This window comes from Amycolatopsis sp. H20-H5 (genome assembly GCF_035828755.1).
GTDB lineage: Bacteria > Actinomycetota > Actinomycetes > Mycobacteriales > Pseudonocardiaceae > Amycolatopsis.
This window is the reverse complement of record NZ_JAYMZS010000062.1, coordinates 1-17341: the sequence shown is the minus strand read 5'-3', so window position 1 is coordinate 17341 and position 17341 is coordinate 1. Positions and strand designations below refer to the sequence as shown.

At 70.5% G+C, this 17341-nt stretch carries 15 protein-coding genes; 9 read left to right on the top strand and 6 right to left on the bottom strand.

The annotated features are described in order from the left end of the window. Window positions 1-106: 106 nt before the first annotated feature. The 7 genes from QMK34_RS28695 to QMK34_RS28665 all read left to right on the top strand — a co-directional run bounded on the left by QMK34_RS28695 (window position 107) and on the right by QMK34_RS28665 (window position 9969). On the top strand, window positions 107-904 hold the full coding sequence (locus QMK34_RS28695; protein ID WP_326417619.1) for a TIGR02569 family protein: 798 nt from the start codon (window positions 107-109) through the stop codon (window positions 902-904). 247 nt (window positions 905-1151) lie between these two features. Next, window positions 1152-3221 carry a molybdopterin oxidoreductase family protein gene (locus QMK34_RS28690; RefSeq protein ID WP_326417618.1) on the top strand — a complete coding sequence of 690 codons (2070 nt, stop codon included), beginning with the start codon at window positions 1152-1154 and terminating at the stop codon, window positions 3219-3221. Beyond that, window positions 3218-4630 carry an FAD-dependent oxidoreductase gene (locus tag QMK34_RS28685; RefSeq protein ID WP_326417617.1) on the top strand — a complete coding sequence of 471 codons (1413 nt, stop codon included), beginning with the start codon at window positions 3218-3220 and terminating at the stop codon, window positions 4628-4630. The genes QMK34_RS28690 and QMK34_RS28685 overlap by 4 nt, the downstream gene beginning before the upstream one ends. A gap of 23 nt (window positions 4631-4653) precedes the next feature. After that, window positions 4654-6021: a nitrate/nitrite transporter gene (locus tag QMK34_RS28680; protein ID WP_326417616.1), complete on the top strand. Its 1368-nt coding sequence runs from the start codon at window positions 4654-4656 to the stop codon at window positions 6019-6021. Beyond that, window positions 6021-8528, top strand: coding sequence for a nitrite reductase large subunit NirB (gene nirB / locus QMK34_RS28675; RefSeq protein ID WP_326417615.1), 2508 nt, complete (start codon window positions 6021-6023; stop codon window positions 8526-8528). Before QMK34_RS28680 ends, nirB begins: the two co-directional genes overlap by 1 nt. Further along, on the top strand, window positions 8525-8869 hold the full coding sequence (gene nirD / locus QMK34_RS28670) for a nitrite reductase small subunit NirD (protein ID WP_326417614.1): 345 nt from the start codon (window positions 8525-8527) through the stop codon (window positions 8867-8869). The genes nirB and nirD overlap by 4 nt, the downstream gene beginning before the upstream one ends. Next, complete coding sequence (locus QMK34_RS28665) at window positions 8866-9969, top strand: uroporphyrinogen-III synthase (protein ID WP_326417613.1); 1104 nt, start codon at window positions 8866-8868, stop codon at window positions 9967-9969. The genes nirD and QMK34_RS28665 overlap by 4 nt, the downstream gene beginning before the upstream one ends. Before the next feature lies 1 nt (window position 9970). Here QMK34_RS28665 and QMK34_RS28660 read toward each other — a convergent pair whose 3' ends face one another. From QMK34_RS28660 to QMK34_RS28650, 3 genes are all read right to left on the bottom strand, one after another. After that, complete coding sequence (locus QMK34_RS28660; protein ID WP_326417612.1) at window positions 9971-10174, bottom strand: hypothetical protein; 204 nt, start codon at window positions 10172-10174, stop codon at window positions 9971-9973. A gap of 168 nt (window positions 10175-10342) precedes the next feature. Continuing rightward, on the bottom strand, window positions 10343-11464 hold the full coding sequence (locus QMK34_RS28655) for a winged helix DNA-binding domain-containing protein (RefSeq protein WP_326417611.1): 1122 nt from the start codon (window positions 11462-11464) through the stop codon (window positions 10343-10345). Between the two features lie 9 nt (window positions 11465-11473). Next, complete coding sequence (locus tag QMK34_RS28650) at window positions 11474-11875, bottom strand: DUF3224 domain-containing protein (RefSeq protein WP_326417610.1); 402 nt, start codon at window positions 11873-11875, stop codon at window positions 11474-11476. Between the two features lie 101 nt (window positions 11876-11976). Between QMK34_RS28650 and QMK34_RS28645 the strand changes: the two genes are divergently transcribed. Together QMK34_RS28645 and QMK34_RS28640 are read left to right on the top strand one after the other, a co-directional pair. Beyond that, window positions 11977-12954, top strand: coding sequence for a helix-turn-helix transcriptional regulator (locus QMK34_RS28645; RefSeq protein ID WP_326417609.1), 978 nt, complete (start codon window positions 11977-11979; stop codon window positions 12952-12954). After that, the gene (locus QMK34_RS28640; RefSeq protein ID WP_326417607.1) at window positions 12947-13765 is read left to right on the top strand and encodes a uroporphyrinogen-III synthase; all 819 of its coding nucleotides are present in this window, start codon (window positions 12947-12949) and stop codon (window positions 13763-13765) included. The genes QMK34_RS28645 and QMK34_RS28640 overlap by 8 nt, the downstream gene beginning before the upstream one ends. Before the next feature lie 75 nt (window positions 13766-13840). On the opposite strand, the gene QMK34_RS28635 is transcribed toward QMK34_RS28640, so the two are convergent. The 3 genes from QMK34_RS28635 to mltG all read right to left on the bottom strand — a co-directional run bounded on the left by QMK34_RS28635 (window position 13841) and on the right by mltG (window position 17339). Then, window positions 13841-15103, bottom strand: a complete 1263-nt coding sequence (locus QMK34_RS28635; protein WP_326417606.1) for a GrpB family protein — start codon at window positions 15101-15103, stop codon at window positions 13841-13843. Between the two features lie 72 nt (window positions 15104-15175). Further along, complete coding sequence (locus QMK34_RS28630; RefSeq protein WP_326417655.1) at window positions 15176-16006, bottom strand: shikimate dehydrogenase; 831 nt, start codon at window positions 16004-16006, stop codon at window positions 15176-15178. A 16-nt stretch (window positions 16007-16022) separates the two neighbouring features. Further along, on the bottom strand, window positions 16023-17339 hold the full coding sequence (gene mltG, locus QMK34_RS28625; RefSeq protein ID WP_442785239.1) for an endolytic transglycosylase MltG: 1317 nt from the start codon (window positions 17337-17339) through the stop codon (window positions 16023-16025). Between the last annotated feature and the right edge of the window lie 2 nt (window positions 17340-17341).

The following is a 17341-nucleotide window of genomic DNA, read 5'->3' as shown; positions in this document are numbered from 1 at the left end:
GCCCCCGGCGGCAGCAAAGGTCCCTTGCTCCCTTTTGCGCCAATTGCGAGTGTGACCAGCGAGTCTTCTCGTTCGTGGAACACTCGGCCGGGTAACGTCACGCGGTGTGCGGTCCTCCCTCGCCTGTCCCCCCGAGCACGTCTGCAAGGCGTTCGGTGGCGTTGTCGACGGTCTGGTGCGGCTGCCGGATTCGCGTTCGTGGCGGTCCGGGGAGCTGGTGCTGAAGCCGGTCGTCGACAAGGCGCGGTCGGTGTGGACGGCTCGCGCGCTCGAGCGGGTCGACGTGCCGGGGCTGCGGGTCGCCAAGCCGGTGCGCTCGACCGACGGGCGGCACATCGTGGGTGGCTGGCAGGCGAACCGGTTCGTCTCCGGCGCGGCCGACCATCGGGGTGAGGAAGCCGTGCTCGCCGCGATCAGGCTGCATCGGGCCACCGCCGAGTTCCCCCGTCCGGGGTTCCTCGCCCAGCGCGCCGACGTCGAGGCCGCCGCGGACAAGCTCGCCTGGGAGGAGCTCGAGCTCCCGCTCGAGGAGGCCAAGGGTGGCCGCTGGTTCGAGGTGCTGGCCGGGGCACGCCGTCCGGTGAAGCTGCCGGACCAGGTCGTGCACGCCGAGCTGCTGGCCGGGCTGCTGTTCGACGGGGACCAGGCGCCGGGCCTGGTCGACTTCGTCCCGTACTACCGGCCCGCCGAGTGGGGCGCCGCCGTGGTCGCGGTCGACGCGCTGGCCTGGGGCGGCGCGGGTTTCGAGCTCCTCGACCGCTGGTCCCACCTGCCCGAATGGCCGCAGCTGCTGTTGCGCGCGGTGCTCTTCCGGCTCGCGGCGAACGCGCTCGACCCGAAGTCCACCCGCGCCGCGCTCGACGGCCTGCGCGCCGCGGCCCGCGAGGTCAGCGAGTTCATCTGAGCTCCTCCGCTGTGGCGTTGGTTACGTCCGCGCGTGCCCCTGAAGGCCACCATGACGGCGTTAAACGCCGTCATGGTGGCCTTCAGGGGCAGTCGACACGGTGTCCGGGGGGTGTTGTGGTTGGTGCCGACCTCACCGCGCACCCGCGCGTGACCGCCCGCAATGTCAACTGCCCGAAACATCCGGGCGTTTCCAGGTAACACGGCCTCCTTAGCGTTCGGGCATCCCGAAGCCGGAGGAGGTCCCCGTGTCGCTGCTCGCCGAAGCCACGACCGTCGTGGACACCCACTGCCCCTACTGCGCGCTGCAGTGCGGGATGAGCCTGGACGGCGCCAAGGTGTCGCCGAGGCAGTTCCCGGTGAACCGCGGTGGCCTGTGCCAGAAGGGCTGGACGGCGGGCGAACTGCTCAGTTCGCCCTCGCGGCTGACGACCCCGCTGATCCGCACCGGCGGTGAGCTGCGCCCCGCGAGCTGGCCGGACGCGCTGGACCTCATCGCCAGGCGGCTCGCGGAGCTCCGGCTGACCAAGGGCGCCGATTCCGTCGCCGTCTTCGGCGGCGGCGGGCTCACGAACGAAAAGGCTTATCTGCTCGGCAAGTTCGCCAGGGTCGCGCTCGGCACGTCGCAGATCGACTACAACGGCCGGTTCTGCATGTCCTCGGCGGCCGCGGCGGGGATCAAGGCATTCGGGGTCGATCGCGGGATGCCCTTCCCCGTCACGGATCTCGGCGACGCCGACGCCGTGCTGCTTATCGGGGCGAACCCGGCGGAGACCATGCCGCCGTTCACCCAGCACCTGCGCGGCGCCGATCTCATCGTCGTCGACCCGCGCCGCACCCCGACCGCCGAGCTGGCGAGCCTGCACCTCGCGCCCGCGCCCGGGACGGATCTCGCACTGGCACTGGGAATCCTGCATGCCGTGGTCGCCGACGGCCATCTTCGTCAGTCCTATGTGGATGAGCGGACCACTGGGTTCGGCGAGGTCTGGCGAACGGCGGCGTCCTGGTGGCCGGAGCGCGTCGAGCAGGTGACCGGCGTGGCCGCCGCGGATCAACGTCGCGCCGCCGCCAAGCTCGCGGCCGCACGCAACGCGTATGTGCTGACCGCGCGCGGAACCGAGCAGCACGCCAACGGCACGGCGATGGTCGGCGCGTGGATCAACCTGGCGCTCGCGCTGGGCCTGCCCGGCCGCCAGGGTTCCGGTTTCGGCTGCCTGACCGGCCAGGGCAATGGTCAGGGCGGGCGTGAGCACGGGCAGAAGGCCGACCAGCTGCCCGGCTACCGCAAGATCGACGACCCCGCCGCCCGCGAGTATGTCGCGGGTGTCTGGGGCGTGCCACCGGAATCGCTGCCCGGCCCGGGGCGATCGGCCGTGGAACTGCTCGACGCGCTCGGCAGGGAAGACGGCCCGAGCGCGCTGATGGTGTTCGGCAGCAACGTGGTCGTCTCGGCGCCCCGCTCCGCCGCCGTCCAAGAACGACTGTCCGCTTTGGACTTCCTGGTGGTGGCCGATCTGGTCCTCTCGGAGACCGCCGCGCTCGCCGACGTCGTCCTGCCGGTCACGCAGTGGGCCGAGGAGGAGGGCACGATGACCAATCTCGAAGGCCGGATCCTGTTGCGCACCAAGGCACTCGACCCGCCGCAGGGAGTAAGGACAGACCTGACTGTCCTTTCGGAGCTCGCCGCGCGCCTCGGGCAGCCCGCCGGGCGGTTTCCCGCCGACGCCGAAACCGTTTTCACCGAACTGCGCGCGGCGTCGAAGGGCGGGGTCGCCGACTACTCCGGCGTGACCTACGGCCGGTTGCGCGCGGGCGAGGCGTTGCACTGGCCGGTGCCCGGCGAAACCCATCCCGGCACGCCACGGCTGTTCCTCGACCGGTTCGGCCACGCCGACGGCCGGGCCCGGTTCGTGCCGGTCGACCACGTCGGCCCGGCCGAGGCGCCCGACGACGACTTCCCGCTGCTGGCCACCACCGGCCGCGTGCTGCAGCACTACCAGTCGGGCGCGCAGACCCGGCTCATCGGTGAGCTCAACGACATGGTGCCGGAGGTCTACGTGGAGGTCCATCCCGACACCGCGGCCAGGGCGGGTGTCACCGACGGCGAACTGGCCGTGGTCCGTTCGCGCCGCGGCGAGACCGTCGCGCGGGCGCGGTACGTGAGCACGCTCCGGCCCGACGTCGTGTTCCTGCCGTTCCACTTCCCCGGCGAGCAACGGGCGAATCTGTTCACGAACCCCGCGCTCGACCCGGTCAGCCGGATGCCCGAGTTCAAGGTGTGCGCGGTCGCACTGTCCCCTGTGGAGGGTGCCGCGTGAGCCCCCGCAGAGTGGTCGTGCTCGGTTACGGCATGGCGGGCTCCCGGCTGGCAGACGAGATCCGGCGGCGTGACCCGGCCGGGGAGCGGGTCGCGTTGACCGTGCTCGGTGCGGAGTCGCACCCCGCCTACAACCGGGTCCTTCTCTCGGCCGTCGTCGCGGGCACCATGCGGGCGGAAACCGTTCGCCTGCACGACGAGGACTGGGCCGAGCGGCACCACGTCGACCTCCGCACGAGCATCACCGCCACCCGGATCGACCGGGGGCTCCGCCGGGTCGAGCTTTCCGACGGGTCCACTGTGGACTACGACGCGCTGGTGATCGCGACCGGTGCCAGTCCATGGCTTCCGCCGGTCGAGGGGCTCGAGCAGGGCGACGACGTCGTCGCGTTCCGGTCGCTCGACGACTGCGCCCGGATCCTCGAAGCCGCCAAACTGGGCGCGCCGGTCGCCGTGCTCGGCGGTGGCCTGCTCGGCCTCGAAGCCGCGCGGGGACTGGCGGGCCGAGGGAACCTGGTCACTGTGGTGCATCCGGCGTCGCACGTCATGGAACGGCAGCTCGACGCGGGCGCCGCGGGTGTGCTCGTCAAGAGTCTCACCAAACTCGGTGTCACGTTCCGGCTCGGCGTCGGCGCCGCGCGGTACCTGCCCGGCGACGGCCTCAAGCTTGACGACGGCTCCCACATCCCGGCCGACCTGGTCGTCGTCTGCACCGGCGTCCGCGCGGAAACCGCGCTGGCCGAGGAAGCCGGGCTGAGCGTCGACCGTGGGATTCTGGTCGACGACGCCCTGCGCACCAGCGACGGCCGGATCCACGCGCTCGGCGACTGCGTCCGCCATCCCGGCACGATCTCCGGGCTCGTGCAGCCCGCGTGGGAGCAGGCCGCCGTGCTCGCCGACCTGTTGACCGGTACGGACTCCGCCGCGCGCTACCGCGGCACGGCGCCGGTGACCAGGCTGAAGGCGCGCGACATCGACCTCGCCGCGATCGGAGACCACGAGGCGGACGGCGAGGTGCTCTCGTTCGCCGACCCGGAACGCGGCCGCTATGCCAAGCTCGTCGTCCGCGACGACCGGGTCGCGGGCGCGATCCTGCTGGGGCTGCCCGATTCCGCGGCGATGATCACCCAGCTGCACGATCGCGGCATCCCGGTGCCCGAGGACCGGCTGTCCGTCCTTTTCGGACGCGCGCTGCCCGCGGGCGCGGCACCGGCGTCGAGCCCGGCCGACCTGCCGGCGTCGGCCCTGATCTGCCGCTGCAACTCCGTGACCAAGGGCCGTCTCGTCGAGGCCTGGCGAGCTGGGGCCACCGACGTCCCCGCGCTGGCCGAAGCGACCAGAGCCACCACCGGGTGCGGGAGTTGCCGCGACACGGTGTGCGCGGTCGCCGACTGGCTAGTGGCCCAGTGAACACACCCACGAAGGAGGACGCGATGACCACCACCACCGAGCACCGTGGCAAACGCTGGATCGAGCACTGGAACCCGGAGGACGAGACGTTCTGGGAGGCGACCGGGAAGAAGATCGCCCGGCGGAACCTGTGGTTCTCCATCCTCGCCGAGCACATCGGGTTCTCGATCTGGAGCCTCTGGTCGGTGATGGTCCTGTTCATGGGGCCCGCCTACGGCCTCTCGGCGGGGGACAAGTTCCTCCTGGTCTCCACGCCGACACTGGTGGGCGCGCTCATGCGGCTGCCCTACACGTTCGCCGTGGCGAAGTTCGGCGGTCGCAATTGGACGGTCGTCAGCGCCACGCTGCTGCTGATCCCGACCGTGCTGGCCACGATCGTGCTGCACCCGGGGACTTCGTTCGGCATGTTCCTGTTCGTCGCGGCGCTGGGCGGCGTCGGCGGCGGCAACTTCGCCTCGTCGATGACCAACATCAACACGTTCTACCCGGAGAAGTCCAAGGGCTGGGCGCTCGGGCTCAATGCCGGTGGCGGAAACCTCGGTGTGGCCGCGATTCAGCTGGTCGGCCTGCTGGTCATCGGGACGGCGGGCGCGACCGCGCCCAGGATCGTGCTCTACGCCTACATCCCGCTGATCGTCGTCGCGGCCACCTTCGCGGCGTTGAAAATGGACAACCTGGTGAGCGTCCGCGGTGACACCAAGGCCATGCGCGAGGTCGTCAAGGACCCGCACACCTGGGTGATGTCGCTGCTCTACATCGGCACGTTCGGCTCGTTCATCGGTTACAGCTTCGCCTTCGGCCTGGTGCTGCAGAACCAGTTCGGCCGCACGCCACTGCAGGCCGCGGCCGTCACGTTCCTCGGCCCGCTGCTGGGCTCGCTGGCGCGGCCCGCCGGCGGCTGGCTGTCCGACCGGATCGGCGGCGGCAAGGTCACCTTCGTCACCTTCGTCGGGATGGCACTGTGCACAGTGGTCCTGATCCTGGCCTCGACGTCGAAGTCGCTGGGACTGTTCACGGTCGCGTTCATCGTCCTTTTCGTACTCGCCGGAGTCGGCAACGGCTCGACCTACAAGATGATCCCGGCGATCTTCCGGGCGAAGGCCAAGGTGGCGATCACCGAAGGCGCCGAAGAGGCCGTCGAACTGCTGAAGGCCCGGCGACTGTCCGGGGCGCTCATCGGGCTCGCCGGCGCGATCGGCGCGATGGGCGGGCTGTTCATCAACCTGGCGTTCCGCCAGTCGTTCACCGACACGAAGAGCGGGGTGCCCGCGTTCGTCGGCTTCCTGGTGTTCTACGGAATCTGTTTCGTCGTCACCTGGGCGGTCTACCTGCGCAAGCCCGCTACCGAGCCGAGTGCGCGAGGGCTGGCCCTCGCGGGTACGGAGGTCTGATGCCCACGCTGGTCGTCGCCGGTCACGGCATGGTCGCCCACCGCCTCGTCGAGGCGGTGCGGGCGGAGGACTCCGCCGGGGAATGGCGGGTGGTCGTACTGGGCGAAGAACCCCGTCCCGCGTACGATCGAGTTGCCCTGACGTCCTATGTGGAGACTTGGGACCCGGCGGCGCTGGCGCTGCCCGGTGCGGAGTACGAGGGTGACGACCTGGTCGAGCTCCGGCTCGGCGACGCGGTGTCCTCCGTGGACAGAGAGCGGCGGGTGGTGGTCACCGAGTCCGGGTTCGAGCAGCGCTACGACGCGCTGGTACTGGCGACCGGCTCCCGGCCGTTCGTGCCCCCCGTGCCGGGGCACGATCTGCCCGGCTGCTTCGTCTACCGGACCATCGAGGACCTCGACGCCATCCGGGTGGCCGCCGGTCGCCCCGGCCGCGGCCGTCGCTCGGCGGTGGTGATCGGTGGTGGCCTGCTCGGACTGGAGGCTGCCAAGGCGTTGCGTGACATGGGATTGTCGCCACACGTCGTCGAGATGGCGCCACGCCTGATGCCGTTGCAGATCGACGACGGCGGGGGCGGGCTGCTGCGGCGGCTCATCGCCGCGCTCGACGTGACCGTCCACACTGGAACGTCCACGGACGCCATCGAGGTGGACGGTGAGCGGCTGCTGGCGAAACTCGGCAACGGCACCGAACTCGACGTCGACCTGGTCGTGTTCTCGGCCGGGGTCCGGCCGCGTGACGACCTCGCCCGCTCGTCCGGCCTCGAACTGGGGCCGCGTGGCGGCGTACTGGTCGATTCGTCCTGCCGGACTTCGGATCCGCGGGTCTACGCGATCGGCGAGTGCGCGGCGGTCGAGGGGCGCGTGTACGGCATTGTCGCGCCGGGCTACGCGATGGCCGAGGTCGTCGCGGCCGGGCTGACGGGTGGGTCGGCGGAGTTCCCGGAACCGGACACGTCCACGAAGCTGAAGCTGATGGGCGTCGACGTCGCGAGTTTTGGCGACGCCCACGCCGCGACCGAGGGCTCGCTGGAGGTCGTCTTCAACGACGCCGTCGCGGGTTCGTACAAGAAGCTCGTGATTTCCGACGACTCGAAGACCCTCCTTGGCGGCGTGCTGGTCGGTGACGCGAGTGACTACAACACGTTGCGCACGCTGGTCGGCCGGGCACTGCCCGGCGAGCCGGGTGCGATCCTGGCTCCGGCCGGGGGCGGCGGCGGGGTCGGCGTCGACGCGCTGCCGGACCAGGCGCAGATCTGCTCGTGCAACGGAGTGTCCAAAGGGGACATTACCACCGCGATCCACGAGCAGGGCTGCGATTCGGTGCCGAAGGTCAAGGCGTGCACCCGGGCGGGCACGACCTGTGGTTCGTGTGTCCCGCTGCTGGCGAAGCTGCTCACGTCCTGTGGCGTTGAGCAGTCGAAGGCGCTGTGCGAGCACTTCACGCAGTCGCGTGCCGAGCTGTTCACGATCGTCCAGGCGACGAGGATCGTCACGTTCAGCGAGGTGATCGCGCGCTACGGCAAGGGCGACGGCTGCGCGATCTGCAAGCCCGCGGTGGCGTCGATCCTGGCCACGCTGGGCAACGGGCACATCCTCGGCGGCGAGCAGGCGACGCTGCAGGACACCAACGACAAGTACCTGGCGAACCTGCAGCGCAACGGCACCTACTCGGTGGTGCCGCGGATCCCGGGCGGCGAGATCACCCCGGAGAAGCTGATGGTCCTCGCGCGGGTGGCGCTGGATTTCGGGCTGTACACCAAGATCACCGGTGGGCAGCGGATCGACCTGTTCGGCGCGACCGTCGACCAGCTGCCGCTGATCTGGCGGCAGCTCGTCGACGCCGGGTTCGAGTCGGGGCACGCCTACGGCAAGGCGCTGCGGACGGTGAAGTCCTGCGTCGGCTCGACCTGGTGCCGGTACGGCGTGCAGGACAGCGTCGGCCTGGCGATCGAACTGGAGCTGCGGTACCGCGGGCTGCGGTCGCCCCACAAGATCAAGTCCGGTGTTTCCGGTTGCGCGCGGGAGTGCGCGGAGGCCAGGAGCAAGGACTTCGGGATCATCGCGACCGAGCAGGGCTGGAACCTCTACGTGGGCGGCAACGGCGGCCTGACCCCGCGCCACGCCGAGCTCCTGGTGTCCGATGTGGACACGGGGACGTTGATCAGGACCATCGACCGGTTCCTGATGTTCTACGTGCGCACGGCCGACCGGCTGCAGCGCACGGCGCCGTGGATCGAGGAGCTGGACGGTGGGCTCGACCACCTGCGCGCGGTGATCGTCGACGACAGCCTCGGCATCTGCGAGGACCTCGACGCGGCGATGGCCAAGCACGTCGGCGACTACGCCGACGAATGGCGAGGGGTGCTGGAGGACCCGCAGAAGCTCGCGCGGTTCAGCTCGTTCGTCAACGCGCCGGGCACGCCGGATCCCACGATCTCGTTCCGGACCGAACGGGAACAGAAGGTCCCGGTGCTGCTCGGCATCCCGGAGGTGGCTGTGCGATGACGCTTTCACTGGAGAAGACCTGGGTGGCCGTGTGCCCCGCCGACGCCGTGCCGGAGTGGTCCGGCGCGGCCGCGCTGCTCGACAGTGGCGAGCAGGTGGCGATCTTCCACCTGCCGGGGCAGCGGTGGTTCGGGCTGGCGAACCTCGACCCCTGCAGTGGTGCCGCGGTGCTGTCAAGGGGGATCATCGGTGACGCGGGCGGCGTGCCCGTGGTGGCTTCGCCGGTGTACAAGGAGCGGTTCGACCTGCGGACCGGGGTGTGCCTCGACGAGGATGGCGTGTCGGTGCGGGTGTACCCGGTCCGGCTGAACGAAGGAGTGGTCGAAGTGGGATCGCCGTGACGGATGTCCTTCCGCTGGCCGGGTTCGTCGTGGGTATCACCGCGGCGCGCCGGGCGGAGGAGCTCGGCGCGTTGCTCGTGCGCAAGGGCGCCGAGGTGCGGTACGGCCCGGCGATCCGGATCGTGCCGCTCGCCGACGACACCGAGCTGCACGCGGCGACGACCAAGCTGCTGGACGAGCATCTCGACGCCGTGGTGGCGACCACCGGGATCGGTTTCCGCGGCTGGATCGAGGCGGCCGAGGGCTGGGGCATCGGGGAAGCGCTGCTCGAGCGGCTTTCCCACGCGTCGGTGCTCACCCGCGGCCCCAAGGCCAAGGGCGCCATCCGCGCGGCCGGGCTCTCGGAGGACTACTCACCGGCTTCGGAGAGCAACGCCGAGCTGTTGCAGCACCTGCTGGAATCCGGTGTGGACGGACACCGGATCGCCGTGCAATTGCATGGCGAACCGCTACCGTTTTTTGTAGACAGTCTACGAAATGCGGGAGCCGAGGTGGTCGAGATCCCGGTGTATCGCTGGGTCGGCCCGGCCGACCACGGCCCGCTGGACCGGCTCCTGGACGCGGTGCTCGACGGCACGGTGGACGCGCTCCCGTTCACCAGCGCACCGGCGGCGGCGAGCATGCTGACGGTCGCCAAGCGCACCGGCCGGCTGCCCGGGATCGTCCGCGCGCTGGAGAAGCGGGTGCTGGTGGCGTGCGTCGGCCCGATCACCGCCGGACCGCTCGCGGCGCTGGGCATCCCGACCGTGCAGCCCCAGCGGTCCCGGATCGGCGCACTGGCCCGCACGGTCTCGGAGGAACTGGTGGCCCGTTCACCTCGGCTGCTCGCCGGCGGACGGTCCATCGAGCTGCGCGGCCAGGCCGCGATCGTGGACGGCCAATGGTGCGACGTCGCCCCCGCGCCGATGGCGCTGCTGCGCGCCCTGGCGGTGTCCCCCGGCCGAGTGGTGTCCCGCCGCGAGCTGACGTCCTCCCTGCCCGGCGGCGGGGAAGAGCACGCCGTCGAGACCGCCATCGGGAGGCTGCGCACCGCCCTCGGCGAGGGCAAGGTCGTCCAGACGGTCGTCAAACGCGGCTACCGCCTGGCCGTGGACGCCTGAGCTACTGTCGGCGCTTCCGTTTGGCCTGGAAGTACAGGACCGGCCCCATGACGATGGAGAACACGCCCACCACCGACTGCGCCGGATCACCCCGGCCGAGCAGCGAGACGTAGAGGATGAACAGCCCGGCAAGCGGCATCATCGCGGGGAGTACCAGTGTCCACGCACCGGGCCGCTGGGGCGTCTTCGAAGGCATTGTCGTCACTCGGCTTCCGTCGGCGGTCGAAGGGCCTCCCCAGTCTCGCCACCCTCGCCCCGCCCGACACCCCGCCAGTCCGCCAGTCCGCTTCCTGCCACCCGTCTCTCAAGTGTCATGAAAGGGTCTTTCAGGACAAAAATTGCCTGGAAAGACCCTTTCATGACACTCGGGAGGTCAGGAGAAGGTGATCGTCTGGTCCGGGAAGAGGCGTGCCGCGGCGACGCGCTCCGCTTCGGCCTCGGCCGCCTTGCGGACCGGGGCGGGCAGCGGGGTGAACGGCGTGATCGTGACGTCCAGGCGTTTGCGGCCGACGGCCTTCGCGCGCCAGACGCCCGCGATCTCGCCGTCGGCGAGCAGGACGCCCGGGTTGCCGAGGATCTTCCAGACCTCCTTCTGCCGCGCCTTGTCCGGCACCAGCACGGCCCTGTCCCTGGCCTGTGTCAGCGGGTCCAGCGGGGGCAGCAGGCGCATGAAGTCCGGCTCCGGCGGGCTCTCCAGCTCGGCGACTCGCTCGGCGGGGAGGTACGCGCGCTTGCCGTCGACGCTCACTTCGGCCAAGCCCGCCGGCCACATCCGGGCGGCGATCGTCTTGGTCGTGCCGACGAACGCGGCGGCTTCCGAGAGCGTGGCCGGACCGTGGACGCGCAGGTAGCGGGCGACGATTTCCGTGGCGGCGGCGACGTCCGGCTTGGTGCGCACCGGGCCGCGGGCTTCGAGCGGGGCCAGCGTCGCCGGGGTGGCACCCGCCTCCAGCCGGACGCCGCCGTGCAGGGTCGCGACGCGCATCAGCTGCTCGTAGATGTGTGTCGCACCGCATCCCCTGCACCAGTAGGAAAAACCTTCGGGCACCGCTTTCGTCACCGCGGTGCTCGCGGTGCCCTTGGTCATCGGGCCGGTCACCACCTTGCGGATCGCGCGCGCCGCGGTGAACAGGACGTCGGCCGGGTCCAGCCCCGTTTTCTCGAGCTGACCGCGCTGCCACAGCATCCGGGCCAGCGCGTCGGCGTCGTCCAGTGGCACCAGCCCCGCCGTCACGGCCGCGAGCTCGGCACGCCGGTGGAAGTGCGGCGCACCCCGGTGCGACCACGCGAGCACGAGCGATTCGGAGTCCACAAGGGACTCGGGGCGGACGTCGGCGTCGAGGCGGGCGGACAGTGCCAGCAACGCCGTGTCGCGCACGCTGTCCTGCAACCCCAGATCGAACACGGCGAGCTTCGCCGCGCCGGTTTCGGTGCGGTGCAGGCCCTGCGCGGCGATGCGGTAGGCGAGCACCTGCTCACGGCCGACTTCCAGCATGCTGATCTCCTACGAAAGCTCGAAGTCCAAGGTGTACGCCATGGTGGGTTCGCCCATCACGCCGGACGTCGTGCCGGAGCCGGTGATCCCGGCGAGCTCGCCGGTCCCGGAGCCGGGCACGATCGTGAACGTGCTGTGGATGCCCGCGGCGTCGAAGCCGGTTTCGTGCTTGACCACGAAGCTGCCCGCTCGACCGTCCACATTGGCCTCGAACCGCTCGAAGCCGGGTGCGGCCGTGCCCACGCCGTCGAAGCCTTCACCCGCGTAGTAGAGCAGAAGGTCGAGGACGGATTCACCCTCGACGACCCCGGTGTACGCCATCGTGGCGTGCGCGCAAGCGACGCGAGGGCCGCCGTCGGTGCCGCTGACGACCTTCTCGTCCCAGGATTTCATGGCAAAGGTGTCACTCATCGGTTCTCCTTGTCAGGGTTGCTGGTGACGACGTTGCTGGTGACGACTCTGTCAGCCATACCTGTCAGCTTGTGTCAGGTTTTAACTGCATACTGGATCCCATGCGCGCGAGCAGACTGCTGTCGGTACTCCTGCTGCTGCAGAACCGCGGCCGGATGACCGCCGAAGAGCTCGCCACCGAGCTGGAGGTCTCCGTCCGGACGATCTACCGGGACATCGACGCGCTGTCGGCGTCCGGGGTGCCGGTCTACGCCGATCGCGGGCGGGCCGGTGGCTACCAGCTCGTCGACGGCTACCGCACGCGGCTGACCGGGATGACCGAGGAGGAGGCCCAGTCGCTTTCGCTGGCCGGGTTGCCGGTCGCCGCCGCCGAACTCGGGCTCGGCACGGTGCTCGCCGCCGCGCAGCTCAAGCTGTACGCCGCGCTGCCGGAGGAGCTGCGCAGCCGGGCGGGCAAGGTCGCCGAGCGCTTCTACCTGGACGTCCCCGGCTGGCATCGCGGCATCGAGAGCCCGGCCGTGCTGTCCGAGGTCGCGGACGCGGTGTGGCGGAGCCGCCGGGTGCGGATCCTGTACGAGCGGTGGGGGCAGCAGCGCGTCGAGCGGGTGCTGGAGCCGCTGGGGCTGATCCTCAAGGCGGGCAACTGGTACCTCGCCGCGCGCAGCGACGGCAGCGACCGGACATACCGGGTTTCGCGGGTGCTGGAGTTTTCGCTGCTCGGTGAGACCTTCGAGCGGCCCGCCGAGTTCGACCTGCCGGGGTACTGGCGCGAGTGGTCCGAGCAGTTCGAGCGGCGGATGTACCCGCGGGTCGCGGTGGTGCGCATGTCGCCGCGCGCGCAGGCCCTCGTACCGTTCTACGCGGGGGCCATCGGGGCCCGCGCGCTGCGCGAGGCCGTCGCGAGTGGCGCCGAGCCGGACGAGGAGGGGTGGCTGCGCATGGAACTGCCGGTGGAGCCGGGGTACGCCGCCGTCGGCGAGCTGCTGCGGTTCGGGGCGGGCATCCAGCTGCTCGAGCCCGCCGACCTGCGCGAACAGCTCGCCGAGGCGATCAGGGAGATGGGCACGTTCTATGGATGAGCTCAGCGGCGTCACCATCGGGATCACGGCCGAGCGCCGGGCCGGGGAGTTCATCGCGGCGCTGGAACGGTACGGCGCGACGGTCCGCCACGCGCCGACGATCCGCATCGTGCCGCTGCCCGACGACACCAAGCTGCGCGAGGCGACCGACGCGGTCCTCGCGTCGCCCATCGACTTCACGGCGGTGACCACCGGCGCCGGGTTTCGCGGCTGGTTGTCCGCGGCGGAGGGTTGGGGCGTGCACGACGCGCTGCTGGACAGGCTCCGTGCGTCGCGGATCTTCGTCCGCGGGCCGAAAGCCGCGGGAGCGGTGCGGGGAGTGGGGTTGCGAGAGGACTTTTCGGCGCCCGAGGAGAGCAATCTCGAGCTGTTCGGGTACCTGCGCGACGTCGGCTTGAGCGGCGCGCGGGTGGCCGTCCAGCTGCACGGGACGGCCTTGCCGGAGTTCACCGCGCCGCTGCGGGACGACGGCGCCGAGCTCGTCGAGGTCCAGCCGTACCGGTGGCACTCGCCGGAGGACCCGGCCGAGGTGCGCTCGCTGATCGACGCCGTGATCGCGCAGGAGGTGCGGGTGCTGGCGTTCACCAGCGCGCCTGCGGCGGCGAACCTGCTCACGCTCGCCCGGGAGCACGGGCGCTACGACGAGTTCGTGTCGGCGATGTGCGGCGACGACATGCTGGTCGCGTGCGTCGGCCCGGTGACGGCCGCGCCGCTGGAAACGGCGGGCATCGCGACCCGTCAGCCCGACCGCCAGCGCCTCGGCGCCCTCGTCAAGCTCCTGGTCGCGGACCTCTCGCCCGCCGGACCGTGATGGTCCCTGAAGGCCACCATGACGGCGTTTAACGCCGTCATGGTGGCCTTCAGGGACCTTGGCAGCAGCGGCGAACTAGGTTGGAGACATTGCGCGGAAGTACAGGAAGCGGGGCTGGGTGCGGAGCTTTCGGTACCAAGCCGGGTCGGGGGCTTCGGCTTCGGGGACCGGCATCGGCTCGACGATCCGGTCGACGGCGAAACCGGCGTCTCGCACCGCGGTGAAAGTCCAGCTGAGCGGGCGCCGGTAGAATTGGACCTGCTGGCCGACCTCGCCGAGCGGGAAGACGTCCTCCAGCAGCTCAAGCTGGAAGTAGTCGTCCTTGCCGAACCAGTGCCAGTCCTCGCCGGGATGGTGGACGGAGAACACCAGCGTCCCGCCCGGCCGCAGCACCCGGCGGAACTCGCTGAGCGGCGTGCCCCAGTCCCGCAGGTAATGCAGCACCAGCGAAGCCGTGATCACGTCGATCGAGCCGTCCTCGACCGAGCGTAGCGGCTGGCCGAGATCGGCCCGCTCGAACCGGGCGACCTCGCCGAAGCGTTTGCGGGCGATCGCGACCATGCCCTCGCTGGCGTCGAGTCCGAGCACGTCCGCGCCCCGGGCGGCCAGCAACGCGCTGAGGTGCCCGGCCGCGCATCCGGCGTCGAGCACGCGCTTGCCCTCGACGTCGCCCGCCAGCTCCACGATCGCGGGCCGGTCGTAGAAGGCGTTGGTGATACTGGTTTCCGCGTGGTCGGCGTAGAGCTCGCTGAACTCGTCGTACTGCGCGGCCCGCGCCCGGTCGATGATCGCGTCGATCACCTCGGTCTTCGCGTCGGCGTAGTGCTGGACGTACGTCCACGTCCGCGCGGCCAGCTGGCGTTTCGTTGCCTCGTAAAGCTTCCGCTCGTCCTCGTGCGCCCGCAGGCGCTCACGGAACAGGCGGTAGCGCTCGGCCTGGCCGTTGCCCGGCGAGTAGACGTGCAGGTTGATGTCGGTGTCCGGGCCCTTGAACAGGCGGTGCCGCTCCCAGTCCGGCTCACGGATCCGCAGCACGTACCCGGCGGCCTCCAGCACGGGGACGTAGGAGTCCTCGTCGTCGGTGTCCGGGATTTCCAGCAGGATGTCGATGATCGGCTTGGCGCACAGCCCGGGTACCGAGGTCGAGACGACGTGTTCGAGCACCAGGACCCTGTCCCCCAGGATCTTCCTGATGCGCTCGGCTTCGCGGTCGTACAACCCGGGCCACGCCGGGTCGTACTCGGCCAGCGTGACGGTGGAATTGAGCTTCGGGACCTCCGTGACGTAGATGTCCGGCAGGTCTTCGTTGGTGTAGTCGACACGGTCGGGCTTGGGCATGACCCCTCGTTCCTTCCTCAAGGCAGTCGACCAGATTAGCAACACCGGCCGCTCGCGAAAAGGGATTTTTCCCTAGCCCAGTGGCAACGGGAGAATGTTCCCCGTCGCCTCGCGCAGCGCGTCCCGCATCGCGGCGCGCGGCGCGGGCTGCCCGGTGAAGTGCTCGCTCTGCCCAAAAGCCTGGTGCAGCAACATGTCCAGCCCGGTGGCGAGCTTCCCGCCGCGGGCGGTGACGGCCTCGGCCAGCGGCGTCGGCCAAGGGTGGTAGATGACGTCGAGCACGCAGCCGACCACGGCCAGCGTGTCGACCAGCCCCGCGACGGCGTCCGGCGGGACCGTGTTCACCAGCACCGCGGACTCCCCCGCCAGCGCACTGAAGTCCACTTCGGACCAACGCAGGACGTCGACGTCGAGACCCGCGCGCTTGGCCGCGTCGGCCGTCTCCGCAGCTCGCGCGGGCTCGCGCACGACGAGCCGCACCGTCCGCACGCCGAGCGCGGCGAGACCGACGACGGCGGCGGCAGCCGTGCCGCCCGCGCCGAGCACCAGGGCGACGTCACCGGGAGCCGCGAGGTAGCCCCCGGCCGCCCGCAGAGCGCCGGTCACGCCATCGACGTCGGTGTTGTCGGCCAGCCAGCCGCCGGGCGTACGGACCAGGGTGTTCGCCGCGCCGACCGCGGCCGCCCGCGGCGTCACCTCGCCGGCGTGGTCGAGCGCCGCCCGTTTGCCCGGCATCGTCACCGACAGGCCCGTCCACTCCGGACCGAGCCCGTCGACGAACCCTGGCAGGCCGGCGGCGTCCAGTTCGACCCGGTCGTAGGTCCAGCCGGTCAGGCCGAGCGCGGTGAACGCGGCCCCGTGCAGGACCGGCGAGAGCGAGTGCTCGACCGGCTTGCCCAGGATCGCCGCGCGGCGCGGCTCAGTAGACACCGCGCGCCTGCGCGTCTTGCTTGTTCTTCTCGTGCTCGTCGTTGGTCACCGCGAAACAGGACTGGCCGTCCTTCTCGCACTTGACGAAGAAGAACCAGTCCCCGGCCGTCGGCTGCAGTGCGGCCTGGATGGCTTCCTTGCTGGGCACCGAAATCGGCGTCGGCGGGAGGCCGATGTTGCGATAGGTGTTGTACGCGCCTGCCTTCTCCCGGTCCTCCGGCTTGGTCAGCAACGTGGGCCGGTCCAGCACGTAGTTGACCGTGGAGTCCATCTCCAGTTTCATGTTCTTGGCGAGCCGGTTGTAGATGACCCGGGAGATCTTGCCGAAGTCGGACTTGATCGCCTCGCGCTCGATGATCGAGGCGATGATCAGCGTCTGGTACGGGGTCTTGCCCGGACCGGTCTGCTTGTCGCTCAGCCCGGCGTCCTGGATGAGCTCGGTCGACGCCTTGACGACGTCGGCGACCAGCTCCGGCGCCGTCCAGCCCGGTTTCACGTCGTAGACGCCCGGCGCGATCAGCCCTTCGAGACGCTTGTCCTTCTGCTCGATCTTCGACGCGGACTCCACCGCCCACGACGGGACACCGGCCACGGCGAGGTCAAGGCCCGCGACCGTCTTGCGCAGCTCCTCGACCGGGATGCAGGTGCTCTTGCCGTTGAGGTCGGCGCAGGAGGCCTTCGACAGCAGGGTGTAGACCCCCGGCGTAACTCCTCCGTTGGGCTGGGTGATGTCGTCGAGCTGCGTGTAGGGCTTGATCTGCAGCTGGCCGACCCGTGACTTGGGGTCCACCAGCTTCTCGACCGCGCTGGCGCCGGACATCTTCGTCTTCAGCTGGTAATAGCCCTGCTGGACGCGGGTGACCTTGGTGTTGTCCTCCCCCGCCTTGACGAACGCCTTGCTGCTGGCGACCACCCCGGCCGTCGCGAGTTTCCCGGCGATGGCCGAGGTCGAATCGCCCTGTTCGACCTGCACGAGGACGTCGGCGTCGCCGCTGCCCTCGAAGTCGTCGTAGCCGAAGATCGCGGTGAAGCCGTACCAGGCGCCGCCCGCGAGCAGGGCGATCACCGCGATCGCGGCGAGCCAGCCGATCGCGCGCTTCTTGCGGGCGGGCGGCTTCGGCCGTTCGTCCTCGATGTACTCCGGCTCGGCGAGCTCGTCCTCGGGATCGTCGTAATCCTCGTAGCCGTCCTCGTCGTAGCCGTCCTCGTCGTAGTCCTCGTACTCGTCCTCAGCGAAGAGCGAGCCCTCGAACTCTTCCTCCGGCTGCGGCTGCGGCGGCGGACCGCGGCGGACAGGCGGTGGCACGA